General features: G+C 38.3%; 16 protein-coding genes. 5 read left to right on the forward strand and 11 right to left on the reverse strand.

Annotation, left to right across the window (positions count from 1 at the left end; translation table 11 throughout):
• The first annotated feature begins 64 nt into the window (after positions 1-64).
• Genes ACF3N8_RS00585 through ACF3N8_RS00595 form a run of 3 tightly spaced genes read left to right on the forward strand, consistent with a single transcriptional unit; the run spans position 65 to position 2,759 of the window.
• Positions 65-1,729, forward strand: coding sequence for a hypothetical protein (locus tag ACF3N8_RS00585; RefSeq protein WP_009383156.1), 1,665 nt, complete (start codon positions 65-67; stop codon positions 1,727-1,729).
• A complete protein-coding gene (locus tag ACF3N8_RS00590) occupies positions 1,729-2,178 on the forward strand; it encodes a YaiI/YqxD family protein (protein ID WP_009383157.1) in 450 nt (149 codons plus the stop codon). The genes ACF3N8_RS00585 and ACF3N8_RS00590 overlap by 1 nt, the downstream gene beginning before the upstream one ends.
• A gap of 14 nt (positions 2,179-2,192) precedes the next feature.
• Positions 2,193-2,759: a TIGR00730 family Rossman fold protein gene (locus tag ACF3N8_RS00595; RefSeq protein ID WP_009383158.1), complete on the forward strand. Its 567-nt coding sequence runs from the start codon at positions 2,193-2,195 to the stop codon at positions 2,757-2,759.
• Positions 2,760-4,143: 1,384 nt separating this feature from the next.
• On the opposite strand, the gene ACF3N8_RS00600 is transcribed toward ACF3N8_RS00595, so the two are convergent.
• From ACF3N8_RS00600 to ACF3N8_RS00615, 4 genes are all read right to left on the reverse strand, one after another.
• Positions 4,144-4,689: a GNAT family N-acetyltransferase gene (locus tag ACF3N8_RS00600; protein WP_009383160.1), complete on the reverse strand. Its 546-nt coding sequence runs from the start codon at positions 4,687-4,689 to the stop codon at positions 4,144-4,146.
• 39 nt (positions 4,690-4,728) lie between these two features.
• Complete coding sequence (locus ACF3N8_RS00605; RefSeq protein ID WP_009383162.1) at positions 4,729-5,025, reverse strand: hypothetical protein; 297 nt, start codon at positions 5,023-5,025, stop codon at positions 4,729-4,731.
• A 153-nt stretch (positions 5,026-5,178) separates the two neighbouring features.
• Entirely contained in the window at positions 5,179-5,556 is a 378-nt protein-coding gene (locus ACF3N8_RS00610) for an SA0632 family lipoprotein (protein ID WP_238102093.1), read from the reverse strand.
• 36 nt (positions 5,557-5,592) lie between these two features.
• Entirely contained in the window at positions 5,593-6,030 is a 438-nt protein-coding gene (locus tag ACF3N8_RS00615) for a GNAT family N-acetyltransferase (protein WP_009383166.1), read from the reverse strand.
• A 114-nt stretch (positions 6,031-6,144) separates the two neighbouring features.
• Between ACF3N8_RS00615 and ACF3N8_RS00620 the strand changes: the two genes are divergently transcribed.
• A complete protein-coding gene (locus tag ACF3N8_RS00620; RefSeq protein ID WP_392450045.1) occupies positions 6,145-6,822 on the forward strand; it encodes a DUF1129 family protein in 678 nt (225 codons plus the stop codon).
• Between the two features lie 61 nt (positions 6,823-6,883).
• On the opposite strand, the gene ACF3N8_RS00625 is transcribed toward ACF3N8_RS00620, so the two are convergent.
• The 6 genes from ACF3N8_RS00625 to ACF3N8_RS00650 all read right to left on the reverse strand — a co-directional run bounded on the left by ACF3N8_RS00625 (position 6,884) and on the right by ACF3N8_RS00650 (position 12,429).
• Entirely contained in the window at positions 6,884-8,041 is a 1,158-nt protein-coding gene (locus tag ACF3N8_RS00625; RefSeq protein ID WP_238093879.1) for an MFS transporter, read from the reverse strand.
• A 328-nt stretch (positions 8,042-8,369) separates the two neighbouring features.
• The gene (locus ACF3N8_RS00630; RefSeq protein ID WP_238093881.1) at positions 8,370-8,858 is read right to left on the reverse strand and encodes a DUF456 domain-containing protein; all 489 of its coding nucleotides are present in this window, start codon (positions 8,856-8,858) and stop codon (positions 8,370-8,372) included.
• On the reverse strand, positions 8,855-10,069 hold the full coding sequence (locus ACF3N8_RS00635; RefSeq protein WP_238093883.1) for a sugar efflux transporter: 1,215 nt from the start codon (positions 10,067-10,069) through the stop codon (positions 8,855-8,857). Before ACF3N8_RS00635 ends, ACF3N8_RS00630 begins: the two co-directional genes overlap by 4 nt.
• A gap of 45 nt (positions 10,070-10,114) precedes the next feature.
• Positions 10,115-10,987, reverse strand: a complete 873-nt coding sequence (locus ACF3N8_RS00640; RefSeq protein WP_009383174.1) for a LysR family transcriptional regulator — start codon at positions 10,985-10,987, stop codon at positions 10,115-10,117.
• Positions 10,988-11,115: 128 nt separating this feature from the next.
• Positions 11,116-11,778: a DUF402 domain-containing protein gene (locus ACF3N8_RS00645; RefSeq protein ID WP_238093884.1), complete on the reverse strand. Its 663-nt coding sequence runs from the start codon at positions 11,776-11,778 to the stop codon at positions 11,116-11,118.
• A gap of 93 nt (positions 11,779-11,871) precedes the next feature.
• On the reverse strand, positions 11,872-12,429 hold the full coding sequence (locus ACF3N8_RS00650) for a helix-turn-helix domain-containing protein (protein WP_392450049.1): 558 nt from the start codon (positions 12,427-12,429) through the stop codon (positions 11,872-11,874).
• 127 nt (positions 12,430-12,556) lie between these two features.
• On the opposite strand from ACF3N8_RS00650, the gene ACF3N8_RS00655 reads away from it, so the two are divergent.
• The gene (locus ACF3N8_RS00655; protein WP_009383179.1) at positions 12,557-13,744 is read left to right on the forward strand and encodes an MFS transporter; all 1,188 of its coding nucleotides are present in this window, start codon (positions 12,557-12,559) and stop codon (positions 13,742-13,744) included.
• Positions 13,745-14,097: 353 nt separating this feature from the next.
• Here ACF3N8_RS00655 and ACF3N8_RS00660 read toward each other — a convergent pair whose 3' ends face one another.
• Positions 14,098-14,559, reverse strand: a complete 462-nt coding sequence (locus ACF3N8_RS00660) for a cupin domain-containing protein (protein WP_009383181.1) — start codon at positions 14,557-14,559, stop codon at positions 14,098-14,100.
• Positions 14,560-14,566 lie beyond the last annotated feature (7 nt).

The raw sequence follows: 14,566 nt of genomic DNA on the forward strand, positions 1-14,566 counted from the left end.
GTTTATTTTAACACCATTTAGGGTAAAATAGTTTTAAGGATTTTCAAAAATGGAGGCAACGTTCATGAATAAAAATATTAAAACAGCAGTAAATGTTTTACCTATCGTGTTAGTGCCGCTTGTATTTGAGCGTAAACGTATTAAAGATCACCCAGATGTTAAAAACGCAACAGACAAAACGACACAAGCATCTAAAGCAGTTATGGATAAAACAAAAGGTGCTACTGGTGCAGTGATGAGACAATCAGCACGTACTAAAGATCAAGTTGTGAAATCAAGTTCAAACGTAGCATCTAATGTAACAGGTTACGTTAAAGAGAAAAAACGTCGTTATGACTATAATAAAGCAATGAAGAAGTCTAATCCTGAGTACGAAAACCGTCCAGAAAACGTTAGAGAAAGCGATGAGATGATGACTGAAAATAACACTAAAGAAGTAAAAGATATGGAAGAACGCGTTGATAAGAACCAAGAAAAAGAGCAACAAAAATTAATCGAAAAAGAAGAAAAACGTCAAAAGAAATTAGCAAAACAAGAACAAAAGCAATTTGAAAAAGAAGAAAAACAACGTAAGAAAGAAGAAAAGAAACAACAAAAAGAAGAAGCTAAACGTCAAAAAGAAATTGCTAAAGCGCAAGAGAAAGAGAAAAAGCGTCTAGCTAAATTAGAAAAAGAATCAGATAAAAATGCTAAAAAAGATGATGCTACTGGCAACCGTGTTGATTTAGAAGGCGATCAATTACAACAACAAAAAGATGTTAAAACTTATAGTACTTTTGTTGAAGCAGACGACGATGAAGCTAATCAATCACGTAAAGCATCACGTGAAAAACAAGCTAAAGTTGCTGCTGGCGCTTCAGTTGCCGGTGTATCAGCGATTACATTAGCTGCAGCTGCGCAACAGGCTTTTAAAAAGAAAAATAACAAAGACCAAAGTACTTCTAATACGAAGTCTAATGAACAACATGAAGATACAAACAACATCAGTTCTAATAAACTTGCTGAAGCAAGTGAGCAAAAAGACGCTAAAGAACAATTACGTAGCGATGTAGATATGTCATCAGTTAATCAAGATGCTTCAAACCGTGTTACTTCAGAAGATTACGAGCGTACATCAAATATCTCAGCAAGTGAATTAGCAAATGTTGCGTCAGCACGTCGTATTTACCGCGAAGACAACGATGTTTCTAAAGAAGATTATGATGAAGTTTCAAACATTTCTTCAAGCGAATTAGTTAACGCTGCTAATGAGAAGTCAGGTAAATCTTCTCAAGCAACTGCTTATTCATATCGTTTAGATAACAATAACGATTATGGTTCAAATCGTAACGCTGACAACAATCGTAACAACCGCGACAACAACGCGAGCGATAACGATGAAAGCCGTAATGCTGTAAGTACACGTTCAAATAATCGTTCATCTTCTAACCAAACTGAAGGTAAACTATTTAATCAACAATACGACAGCATGTACAACAACATCGAGAACTCTAAAGCATTACGCTCAGTTGAAAGCTTAAACGAAACATCAAATGCTTCATCAAATAAATTAGACGCTAAGCGCGCAGGTGTTAAATCTGACAAGAACGAACATATCGGTCATTCACCACTTTTCAAAAAGAACTATGAGCAAATGGAACAACATGTTGAGAACACTAAAACTTTACGTAACATCGAAGAATTAAATGAAGTTTCTCGTAAATCATTAGAGAAACAATTCCGTAAATAATGACAAGAATTATCATTGATGGAGATGCTTGCCCGGTAGTTGATTCAATTGTGGAGTTGACGGCTGAGGCGGGCATCTCTGTTTTATTAGTACGTAGTTTTAGTCACTTTTCACATAAGATGTATCCCGAACATGTAAATACCATATATGTTGATAATGGTTCTGAATCAGCCGATTATAAGATTATGCAATTGTGTAATTCTCAAGCTATTGTGGTCACCCAAGACTATGGTTTAGCGAGTTTGCTTCTTTCAAAAGCCCTACTCGTCATGCATCATTCAGGCAAGATATACACGAAAGCAAATATTGATATGTTATTATTAAGACGTTACGAACATGCGAAAATGCGTCAACGTGGCGGTCGTCACGGTGGCCCAAGTGCTTTTACAAAAGAGCAACGAAAGGCATTTGAAACGAAGTTTAAATCAATTATAGAGAAATATGGATAATGAAGGTGAAATGAATGAAACGTATTGCAGTTTATTGTGGCGCGAGTAAAGGTCGCTTACCGATTTACGAGGAAGAAGCGTACGCTTTAGGAAAGTATATGGCTGAACAAGGCTATGAACTTGTATTTGGTGCAGGTTCGGTTGGTATCATGGGCTCTATTTTAGATGGCGTTGTAGACAACGGTGGTCACGCGATCGGTGTAATGCCGAAGATGCTTGATGATCGTGAAATTACGAGTCCGAAAGTAAGCGAACTTATTCTTGTTGATTCCATGCATGAACGTAAGATGAAGATGGCCGACCTAGCAGACGCGTTTATCATGGCTCCAGGCGGTGCAGGTTCTCTAGAGGAGTTCTTCGAAATGTATAGTTGGGCTCAGATTGGCATTCATCAAAAGCCCATTGGCATCTATAACATCAATCAGTTCTATGAACCACTTCAAAATATGATCAACCATATGATGCGTGAGAAGTTCATCGATGAGAAATACCAAAATCTTGCGCGCTTGTACGACAACAAAGAAGATCTTATTGAAGGTCTGAAGACTGCGAAACCAATTTCAATGCGCACATACGATTAATGTTTAGATAGGAACGATTATTCTGGTATGGAATAATCGTTTTTCTTTGTTATGGGGTGTTGCGAGCCAATTGGCGGTTTCGCATGGTTTTGAGAGGATGCGTGTAAGAGCCATGTCGCGACCTCACTTGGCTCTTATTCCTGTTTTACAGCCATGTCATGACTTCATTTGGCTCTTATTGCTGCTTTAGAGCCATGTCGCGATTCCACTTGGCTCTTATCCCTGTTTTACAGCCATGTCACAACTTCACTTGGCTCTTATTGCTGCTTTAGAGCCATGTCGCGATTCCACTTGGCTCTTATCCCTGTTTTACAGCCATGTCGCGTATCCACTTGGCTCTTATTCCTGTTTTACAGCCATGTCGCGTATCCACTTGGCTCTTATTTTTGTTTTACAGCCATGTCACGACTTCACTTGGCTCTTATTCCTGTTTTAGAGCCATGTCATGACTTCACTTGGCTCTTATTCCTGTTTTACAGCCATGTCGTGACTTCACTTGGCTCTTATTCCTGTTTTACAGCCATGTCGCGGCTTCACTTGGCTCTTACGTCGTTTTCGATCACTCATTCCGACGTTAATCGACTTTAGTATCGGTTTCGATCATTCATTCCGACGCTATTCGACTTTTGCATCGGTTTCAGTCTTCCATTCCGACGCTATTCGACTTTTGCGTCGGTTTCAACTTTCCATTCCGACGCTATTCTGCTTTTGCATCGGTTTCGATTTCTCATTCCGACGCTATTCTGCTTTTGCGTCGGTTTCGATCATTCATTCCGACGCTATTCTACTTTTGCGTCGGTTTCGATCATTCATTCCGACGCTATTCTGTTTTTGCATCGGTTTCGATTTCTCATTCCGACGTTATTCTACTTTTGCGTCGGTTTCAATCTCTCATTCCGACGCTAACGCCTCTCTTGCCAACTTGTCACAACTCCACTAGTTGTTAACGGCGCGCTTGCCAACTTGTCACAACTTCACTAGTTGCTAACGGCTCTCTTAACAACTTGTCGCGACTTCACTAGTCGCTAACGCCTCTCTTAACAACTTGTCACGACTCCACTAGTTGCTAACGCCTCTCTTGCCAACTTGTCGCGACTTCACTAGTTGCTAACGCCTCTCTTGCCAACTTGTCGCGACTCCACTAGTTGCTAACGGCTCGCTTAACAACTTGTCGCGACTCTACTAGTTGCTAACGCCTCTCTTGCCAACTTGTCGCGACTCCACTAGTTGCTAACGGCGCGCTTAACGACTTATCGCGACTCTACTAGTTGCTAACGCCTCTCCTCATAAATCCGTACCCCCTAGTTCCCTCAACTCGCAACATCCCCCAGCTCACCCAACAAAAAAAGCGAAGTGTTCTCCTCCAACACTTCGCTCTCTAGCCTTACTGCACCTTTTTAAAATAACGCACTTGATGACGTAGCGGATGATGCTCGCTTAAATCTTCCTTTTGAAAGACATCGTACTTACGCATACCTATCTTCTCCATCACACGAATAGATGGCGCATTATTTTCAGACGCAATACTATAAATTTTAGTTATCTCCGTAGATTTACGTATGTATTTGATGACCGCTTCAGCACCCTCAGTCGCAAGACCATTGCCCCATACTTCAGGCACCAGACGCCAACCTATTTCATAAAAAGGTAATTCATCAAACTGATACATACTTTGTTTCGGTAAATAATTGAGACCAATAAAGCCAATCCATTCACCAGTGGCCTTCAACTCAACTGCGAATAACCCCACTTGGTTCTTTTCAACTTGATCTCGCATAAGATTAAAATCGATTTGGGAACGGTTATAGCTAAGTAAGCTCGGAAAATACTGTCTCACACGGCGATTCGCATTCATCTTTTGTAGATGTATTAAATCCTCATCGTACCAGTCTCGTAGCTTTAATCGTTCAGTTTCAATATAAGTCGTCATATATCGTCACCCCCGATTAATTACTCTACAAGCATCCTGTTACGCTCTTGAAACGTACGAAATAAGTTCAATTTGGACTGGAATTTCTTTTAAACGATTACGGTCTGATTTATTCGCTGTAAACGTTGCATCTACAAGATCGCGATTATGATTTAAACGGTACGTCGCAACAAACGTATCAGTTTCAGAATCAAAGTTTGGTAAATGTGCCACTACACGCTTAATTTCGCCTGTAGATTCTTTAACTTGGTAACCTGTGATCGATTCAATTTTCTTACCTAATTCAGGTAGTGAAATCGTTTCTCCTTCTAATAAGTGAAAGTCCTTTTCATGCATAACAATTCCCTCTTTTCTCAATCTAGTTTAGTCATATACTTTTGTATTTTTACCCATTTTAACTGTATTTCAAACAGAACCTATAGGCATCACAAACAGTTTCGTACAACCCTAATATACCACATTAACGCAGCAACTCACCTTACAAATCACTTATTCCTCTTTAGTCTTCTCGTCTACTTTCTCCTTCGTTTCTGGGTCAACTTCTACCTTGCCTTTGTCATCAGTCTCGGCGCTATCGTCAGATTCGCCATCTTCCTTAGATGCATCGTCACCTTCCAACTTATCTTCTTTATCCTTATCGTCTTTATCCTCTTTCTTGAAGTTACCGTTTTCAATTTTCTTCTCTAAATCCTTAATCTTGTCATCAAGCTTTTTATTTTCATCTTCAAGATTTTTCTTCTTCTTCTCAAGATCCTTCTTCTCTTGCTCTAACTTTTTCGCTTCTTCTTTGATACTCTTCTTCTCATCGTTCGCACACCCTGTAAGTGCAATCGTTGAAGCTAATGCGAATGCAAATATCTTCTTCATAATGAACTCCTTCATCCTAATTTATGTAACACGTATTTATGTTAAATCCTTCTTCATCATGACGCTTTCAACTCGGTAGCCGAGCTTTTCATTCAAATCAATCATTGGGGTGTTGAGGTGATGCACGGTGCTTTCAATCGCTTTCGCACCCTTTTCAATTGCATAGTTTTCGAGCCCCTCTTTAAAAGCCCTTCCAAGTCCCGTCCTACGACACGCTTTAGCAACGTAAAGCATTTCGATTTTAACGGTTTTAGTCGCAACATCAAAATGTCCCCATATAAAACTTAACTGCGGTGTATCTTTATAAATGATATAATCATCACTAAGTTTCAAACGTTTCTCAATCATTTCCTTACGAAGTGCTACAGATAAACGTGAATATGTATAATCTAGGTACGTATCACTTAAGCACTGTTCATGAATCTGAGCCACTTCATCAATGATGTCATGCATTTCAGAGGTTAAGCGTTTCAAACAATCAACACCCTTCTCAGTCATTAATAGTATAACAAATATTGATTTCTAAAATAAATTTTAGCATAATAAGTATGTCTTGAATTCCGTGAAAGTATTAGGGGGATATATAAATTGAACAAGTCTACCGAGGAACTTGCACGAGAAAATAACGTCAAACTGCTTCGACTGAATAATACCGACCGTGACATCTACGAAAATTACATGACTTATATACGTTCAGACTTACGTGTGAACCAACACGATTCAGAAGTATTATTAAGCGATATGCTCGATCATTTACTCGAAGCTGAAAATAAAGGCATGCATGCGATGGAATTCTTCGAACATGACCCGAAGAAACATGCGAAGAAGACGATACGCTCATTGCCAAACGAAACATTTCAAAACATCGTTCGCTATATATGTAATCACTTCCTATTATTGTTAGGTGTCTTTTTCTTTTTAGAAGGATTCACCGGCTTTTTTATAGGTGTGAAACGATTATATTTATTTACCTTTCCGTTATTATTTATATTCGGGCTCATTATGGTGTTCTTATTCATTTGGGCGTTCTTTAGAAGTATTCAACTTCAAAGTTTCGAACGGTCACGGTTCACGTCCCTTTGGACATACGCTTCACTCATTATCTTAGGAATTTTAACATTCCAAGTATTTTTTATCCCGCAAACGTATCTCTACTTCGGGCCATACGTCAAAATAGGTAATTGGACATTTATCATATTGTCGGCAATCACACTTGCGATTGCGATATTCATAGAACAAAAGCGAGAGAACGCTAGCAAATCTTAACACAAACAAGACCTAAGTTAACGCGAACACAGTCGCGTTAGCTTAGGTCTTTTTCTAAGGGTTAAGCCGCTTCTTTACGCTCAACCATGATAACGAGCATCAGAAAGATTAGTCCGATTAACGTCAGTATTGGCGCGATTAAGCTTAAGAACTTTAACGGCAGATGCGTAATCACCATGCCACCAACGAAAGCACCCATTGCGTTTCCTAAATTAAACGCGGACTGATTTAACGTACTCGCGAGCGTTGGCGCATCTTGTGACACGAGTGTACTCTTAAATTGTAGAGAAGGACTCATACTGAATCCAATAAATCCAAATATAAAGACGCCGATAACCATTAACCATGCGTTAAATTGAATAAAGTAAAGTACCATAAAGTAACATAAAAAGACGATGAATATCAGACTTAGTGCGCGATTAATGTTACGGTCAGCAAGTCTACCGCCAACTACATTACCTAACGTCACACCGACACCAAACAAGATTAAGATTGCTGAAATCAACGACTCTGGTATATGCGATAAATCCGTTAAGATCGATGAAATGTACGTGAAGTAAGCGAACACACTACTGAATCCAAACAGCGTTACACACAAAGTTAGCCAAAGACGAAGTCGCCCGAGAATAGAAAGCTCCTCTTTTAACGAAGCCTTGTGACTATCGTCTGAGTAAGGGACAAATTTTAGAATCCCTAGTAAAGACAATGCGCCGATTACCGCTATGATTAAGAAGGTCATTTGCCAACCGAAATTCTGACCAACTAACGTACCAAACGGCACCCCTAAAATATTACTTAACGTGAGTCCCATAAACATTAGTGCCATCGCACTAGCACGTCGATTAGGACTCACTAAACTTGCGGCTAAAATAGACCCGATTCCAAAGAAGGAACCATGCGCAAGTGACGTCACAATTCGACTTACCATTAAGATGCCGTACGTTGGACTTACTGCACTCAGCACGTTTCCTAGTATAAATATTACCATTAACAGTATTAATAAATGCTTTCGATTTAAGTGGTATGTCAGCAGGACGATAATCGGTCCGCCTATTGCGACCCCTAAAGCGTACCCTGTGATCAATTGACCTGCCGTACTCACCGAAACATTTAAATCCCGTGCTACATTTGGTAGTAATCCCATAATTACAAACTCTGTCATTCCTATAGCAAAAGCCCCTAACGCAAGCATCCATATTGCCACGGGATAGCGTTTCATGTTGTATCCTCCTATCATCTCTTTTTTGCATTGAAAGTATAAATAAAGTTCTTTAGAGAAACAAACATTTTGCTTTAAGGTAAATGCCCCCTCTTTTCAAAAAGGGATCGTGGTTACGAATATACGGTTTGCCATAGTTGTGCTGTCGAGCTGACATCGTGTATGGACCCTCATTTTCAAAAAAGGAATGCTACGCTTAGACATAAATTTACTGCCAAGATATCTCGGGTAATTGCCCCCATTTTCAAAAAGGACCGGGGTGAAAACGAGATGCTTTCCAAATCAAAAAATCCCAGGCATGAACACCTGGGATTGAAGTATTTCACATTTAGTTGAGTAATAACGCATCGATAAAAAACCAAACGACCATTAAGAACATAATGATAGCTTGTGCGAGTGTGCTTGATAAGAAGGCAAATAAAGAACCTGTACTCGCTTTAAGCGCTTGCGCGACATCATTACTTTGAACCATTTCCGCAATAAATACGAGAACGAACGGTACAATTAAGATACCGAATGGCGGGAATACAAAACAACCGATAATGACACCAATAAACGCAGCGCGCTCACCTAATTTTGATCCTCCGAATTTATTTACGAAGAATTGATTCATGATTAAATCTGAGAAGAACATGAAAATCGTTAACAGAATCATTGAGACGTAGAAGACCCATGATAACGTGCCGCCATTTATACCGAATTGATAAATTAAGAACCCGATCCATAAAAATACGACTGATGGAATAACAGGTTTAATCAATCCTACAAAGGCGACGATAAACGATAGAATGACTAATATCCATAAAAACGCCGTCATGATGATTGCTCCTTTCGTTTAGGATAAGTTTGATTTTTCGTAGTCATAATCAGAAGCGAACCTAAAAATAGTGACGCTGCCGATACATAGAATACATTCCCCAAACCAACTAAATCACTCATTTTACCACCGAGTAGGTTACCTAAGAGTTGTCCCATAACCATCGCGTTCGCGAATAGCGTCGAACTATAACCCGGGTAATCCGGAAGTATATCTTGGAAATAACTAATACCAAGTCCGAGTAATATGGCTAAGAAGAATGCTAGAAATACTTGCCCGATTAACATCATATATACATTATCGAACACGCCGATACTAAAGAAGAACAAGCTACCTGATAAACCACCTGTCATCAGTAACGTCTTCGTTTGTAAATTACTTGATAAGATACCTAACAGCACCATAAACGGCACCTCTAGTCCTGCACATAAACTCGCTAAATACCCAACATATTTATCCTCATCATGTAAATACTTCGTTACGAAGAGCGGCATGTTCAACGTGTACATCCACTGCCCGATGTGAAGTAGGATAAAGGCGATAAACGGAATTAATAAACGCATATCTTTAAACATATTCGGCGCATTCTTTTCAACATGCGCATGGTTCGAAACTTGATGCGTCGTTTTAATATCCTTAAAGAAAAAGACCTGTAAGAACAACGTCAACAAGATAATAACAATGGTTCCACCGAACAAACCATCAAACCCGATGCGAGATAATAAGACTGTTCCGACAAGCGGTCCGAATAAAAAGCCAAATGAAAACATTGATCTTAATACCGCATTCGCAAACATAGCATTGTCTCTAGAAGTGGAAGCATTAATCGACTCTCTAGCAGATGCATATAATTGTGGCATCGCTGGCGCGAAAAGCCCTTGAAATATCGCATACATGGCAATGAATAACCAAATCGAATGTACATAGTAATAAATACCAAAACTCATTGCACCCATAAATAACGCGATAATAATTAAAGCTTTACGGTTAACGTTGCGCGTATCTGAAAATCTTGCGACGATACTATTCACGGTAAATTGACTGATGGCAGCTAACGCAAGAAGCAAACCAAATTGTCCTCTTGTCATACCGAGTTCATTCGTAGCAAATAATACGAAGAAAGGAATCGTAATGGCAATCGCCATACCTAATAACATCATATTAACGACGAATAATTTATAATTTTTTATCTCTAACAATTTTAAGAACATGTCTTAACGCCTTCTTTAACTAAAATTCTTGAAATCGTCTCGACCTCAGTCATTTTGAGGATCTCGACGGACGCTTTTCTTTAATAAGTCAATGAACGAAGCTACCTGAGGTAATTGACGCATACTTTGATCATAACTCATATACGTTGAACGTATTAAGGGCACGCGTTCGAGATCGACTTTTACAAAAGAAAATCTAGAATCACTCAAATCTTTAAGCATGATTTCCGGTAAAATCGTCACACCTACGCCACTTAATAACAGTTCTTTACACGTAGCAACTTGGTCAACAGTAATCATCGCGTAGTAATCCTGCGCCATGTACATGCTGTACCAATTTTTGATTTGATTAATATAAATAGGATCTGCTTGAAATTCAATAAATGGTAGTTTATGTATTTCATCTTTTTTATCTGTAGGATAAATAAAATAGTGGTTGTCATCAAATAAATGATCATTATTAAAGTTTAGCATTTTATTACCTCTAATAATCATGACATGGTAATCATTTTGATGACGTTTAATATGTTCACTTGAACCAACTTGAAGTTTGATTTCAACATCAGGGAACTGCGTTGTAAATTGGTTTAACACTTTCGGTAAAATAGTTTGACCAACAAGAGAGGAACAACCAATCGATATCGTACCATTGACTTCACCGATGTACGCCTGCATCTTGTCGTGAAACAAACGCTCACGCTTCAACACATCTTTTGCGTGATCAATAATTAACGTACCTTCAGTAGTTGTGATAAGTTGCTTTTTCGTACGTATAAAAATTTCCACACCAAAATGTTGTTCAATTGCTTTAAGTCGTTGTGTAACGGCTGGTTGTGAGATATAGAGTTTTTCAGCTGCTTTACGTAGTGTCTTCGTTTCATCTAGAGTGAGCAGTAAGCGGTAATCATCTATTTTCATATGGTCCCCCCTCAACTTGGTTTCATTGTAAAATAAATGGAAGTTTCATGCCATAACTTGATATAGGGACTGAGACAATCTTGTGTCTCAGCCCCTTTAATCATTACGACCAACCTATAGCTTAGCACTTATAAGGTTGGGTTTTTGTAATTTTCAAACGTTTTATGTTTAGGTTTATGTCTTTTAGATTCTTTATGTTTATCTCTTGGCTTATCTTTGCTTTTAGGTTTTTCTTTAGGCTTATGTTTGGTTTTATTGTACTTTTTGTTGATTTTTTTATAACAATACATAATTTTTTCTTCCATACTTTTGAAATCTTCATGGATTTGAATCATTAATTGATGCGCAATAATATACGCCTCGTGATATTGCTTTTTAGAAATATCACCTTGTTCTAAAACACGTTCTAAATCATCTTCATCAACAAGTTCATATCGTCCATCTGGTAGGACAAGTACGTCTAAACATAAGTCAACCGTTCTAGCGTTTCCTTTTTGCGTAATATTTTTAATGTTGATATCAAAATAATATTGAAGTGGATTTCCATTATCATCAAACATCACTGTTATACTATACCGCTTCTTATCTGGTAGAACTTGCAGCCATTGATAACCATCATCTGCCGCAACGAAGCTTTCGTCTAAGACATTTACGATTAAAGGTTCTCTTACTTTATTCATCGTGATTAAGCCGATGATACCCTTAAACTTATTATTATTAACCTTTACTTCGGTATAATCATGATTGATGAGTCGACGCCAGTGACGTTTATCAATATATTTTACTTTCATGCCACCAACTCCCTTTTCATCATTATATAAAACTGAACTATATATGTCACTTATTTGCCCAGTATCTTAACGACTTCTTAAAATAAGCTTCATTTAACTCTCAGGATAGTAGATGACTGCAGATAAACTTACGTCTGTATGACCGACATTTTTATAAGTATGCGGTACATCACATTCAAAACGTATCGCCTCATGTTCTTGAACGACGTACGTTTGATCGTTAATACTAAGTTCGAGTACGCCTTGATTTACAATAATACTTTCAATAGACCCTTTAGGATGACTTTCAGACACCATTTCACTATCAGCTTGAATCGTCATCACAAACATTTCAAACTTTTCTCTGTCGTCATATGGAAAGTAGGGATAAATCACTTTAGAACCGTCAGGGCTTTTAATAGGATCAATATCATCCTTTGTGACACATCTAATTTGATCATGTTCCGTTTCAGTTAAAAGCGTTAACGGAACGCGTAGACCATTGGCAATTTTCCAAAGTGTACTAATCGTTGGGTTAGACGTACCCTTCTCAATCTGACTGAGCACCGTTTTACTCACACCAGTCGCTCTTGAAACTTTATCAAGACTCATTTGTTCTTTTTGACGAATCTTTTTAATATTATTTGCAATAATGAGATTAATTTTTTCCATAAAAGTTGTCTCCCTAAATTTTTACTATTTACAAATATTATAACATCATGTAAGCTAATTATGTTCCTTATATAGAACTTTTTGTTATTTTTATAGAACAAACCTAAATAGACAAAGGAGGTTTAACATGTCACGTATTAAACAACTGAATCACAAGAGTTTATGGCTCATACTGGGTATCATGTTCATCGCTGCCAACCTACGTGCACCGATAACATCCGTTGGGGTTGTGGTACCGACTCTAAGAGAAGCGTTACACCTATCAACAACCGCAATCAGTATCCTAAGTATTTTACCCTTATTAATATTCGCGATTGTATCACTTATCGCGGCACAATTAAGCCATCGCTTCGGTCTCGAACGCACACTATTCTTTGCGCTAATGTGTATCTTTATCGGTATCATCGTACGCTCAATAGCTGGCGTTCCGTTCTTATTTATTGGTACCGTATTTATCGGGATTGGTATTGGGCTTGGTAACGTACTCACACCAGGCTTAATTAAGTCATCGTTCCCGCTTCAGATCGGACTGATGACTGGCATTTACACCGTATTAATGAATATTTTTGGTGCGATTTCTTCTCTAGCGACTGGCCCTATAGCAAAAGCATCCAACTATAACATTGCGCTTGGTTTAATGGGCGTTGTTACATTTATAACACTGTTAATTTGGTTTAGACAATTATTTGGTCGCTCTAAAAAGACAGGTACTTTTGATGATATCAAATATAACGTGTGGAAATCCCCACTCTCTTGGCAAATTACCATTTTAATGGGTGCCCAATCCTTAATATTTTATTCATTAATCAATTGGTTACCTGAAATGTTACTTGATTCAGGCATTTCTGTAGAAATATCAGGCCTTTATCTAACCATTATGCAAATAGCGATTATACCCGTAACATTTATCGTTCCTGTGTTCGCTGCGAAAATGAAATCCCAATTTATGATCACCCTTTTCGCTGGCGTTCTCTTTATCATTAGTACAATCGGTATGATCGTTTTCGATGCTAAATTTATTTTAATCTTTATTATTCTACTTGGTATCGCAGGTGGCTTTGCATTCGGTCTCGTAAATACATTCTTTAGTTTACGTACCGAAACAGGTATGGTTGCAGCAAAATTATCTGGAATGGCGCAATCCATCGGCTATATCTTTGCGGCATTCGGCCCATTCTTAATTGGTATGATTCACGACGCAACAAACAGTTGGAATATCGCGCTACTTACAATGGTAGTTACATCATTTATCATTACCATTTTTGCTTCAGGTGCAGGCCGCAATAAAACAATTGAAGAAACATTAAGAAAGTAACAACCAACTATGATGTCAGAAACTTATTCAACCACCCTTAACCAAATTAAACGTGCGACTTATACACTAAGCATCGCCTATCATCAAACTACAAGCACTTTTTAAATCTTTACGCTAATATCAAACGAGCGCTTGAGCTTGATTCCATATTAAAAACGGGTCCAGGACATAATGCTACAATTCCCTCAAACAGCATGCTTTCCTGGGGCATGGCCGGAGCCTGTAGTCTCCGGTCTCATGCTATTCCCCTAGGAGTCAGCTGTTTTAAGAATTGTATGAAATAAAGCTTAAATGCTCTATTTCACGACTTATGTCTCAGACCCGCTTCCTTTATATTCATTAAAATACGTCACTTATTTCGCATACTTTTCGATGATTGACGCGTGTTCAGGATATTGCTCTATCAATTCTTCTTTATCAAATAACTCAAATTGCTCAAATTCAAAGGCAGGTTGGCACATACATCCGACAAGTGCATAGCCTTCTTGGTCTTTTACCGATGACGCGAATATCGTCCCTTTAGGCACAACATATTGGTACACATCACCTTGTTCAAGTTGATGACCTAATTGTACAGATTCATATGAGCCATCAGGGTAAATCATATGAATCAATAACGTAGCACCTTCGTGATGATACCAAATTTCATCGGCATCGATGCGATGAAAATGTGACACCTCTTGATCTCTTAGCAAGAAGTAAATACTTGAATACGGTGCACGTCCACTATCATGCGCACCTTTAATCACTTCACGATAATATCCACCTTCAGGATGTGGTGCTAACTCGAGCTTTTGAATAATTGTTTCTGACATGAACATT

Source organism: Staphylococcus massiliensis (assembly GCF_043186315.1).
GTDB classification, from domain to species: Bacteria; Bacillota; Bacilli; order Staphylococcales; family Staphylococcaceae; genus Staphylococcus; species Staphylococcus massiliensis.

What these genes read in the sequence shown, in the direction of transcription:
- ACF3N8_RS00585 (WP_009383156.1), top strand. Translation starts at nt 65, where the DNA reads ATGAATAAAAATATTAAAACAGCAGTAAATGTTTTACCTATCGTGTTA.
- ACF3N8_RS00590 (WP_009383157.1), top strand. Translation starts at nt 1,729, where the DNA reads ATGACAAGAATTATCATTGATGGAGATGCTTGCCCGGTAGTTGATTCA.
- ACF3N8_RS00595 (WP_009383158.1), top strand. Translation starts at nt 2,193, where the DNA reads ATGAAACGTATTGCAGTTTATTGTGGCGCGAGTAAAGGTCGCTTACCG.
- ACF3N8_RS00600 (WP_009383160.1), bottom strand. Translation starts at nt 4,689, where the DNA reads ATGACGACTTATATTGAAACTGAACGATTAAAGCTACGAGACTGGTAC.
- ACF3N8_RS00605 (WP_009383162.1), bottom strand. Translation starts at nt 5,025, where the DNA reads ATGCATGAAAAGGACTTTCACTTATTAGAAGGAGAAACGATTTCACTA.
- ACF3N8_RS00610 (WP_238102093.1), bottom strand. Translation starts at nt 5,556, where the DNA reads ATGAAGAAGATATTTGCATTCGCATTAGCTTCAACGATTGCACTTACA.
- ACF3N8_RS00625 (WP_238093879.1), bottom strand. Translation starts at nt 8,041, where the DNA reads ATGAAACGCTATCCCGTGGCAATATGGATGCTTGCGTTAGGGGCTTTT.
- ACF3N8_RS00630 (WP_238093881.1), bottom strand. Translation starts at nt 8,858, where the DNA reads ATGACGGCGTTTTTATGGATATTAGTCATTCTATCGTTTATCGTCGCC.
- ACF3N8_RS00635 (WP_238093883.1), bottom strand. Translation starts at nt 10,069, where the DNA reads ATGTTCTTAAAATTGTTAGAGATAAAAAATTATAAATTATTCGTCGTT.
- ACF3N8_RS00640 (WP_009383174.1), bottom strand. Translation starts at nt 10,987, where the DNA reads ATGAAAATAGATGATTACCGCTTACTGCTCACTCTAGATGAAACGAAG.
- ACF3N8_RS00645 (WP_238093884.1), bottom strand. Translation starts at nt 11,778, where the DNA reads ATGAAAGTAAAATATATTGATAAACGTCACTGGCGTCGACTCATCAAT.
- ACF3N8_RS00650 (WP_392450049.1), bottom strand. Translation starts at nt 12,429, where the DNA reads ATGGAAAAAATTAATCTCATTATTGCAAATAATATTAAAAAGATTCGT.
- ACF3N8_RS00655 (WP_009383179.1), top strand. Translation starts at nt 12,557, where the DNA reads ATGTCACGTATTAAACAACTGAATCACAAGAGTTTATGGCTCATACTG.
- ACF3N8_RS00660 (WP_009383181.1), bottom strand. Translation starts at nt 14,559, where the DNA reads ATGTCAGAAACAATTATTCAAAAGCTCGAGTTAGCACCACATCCTGAA.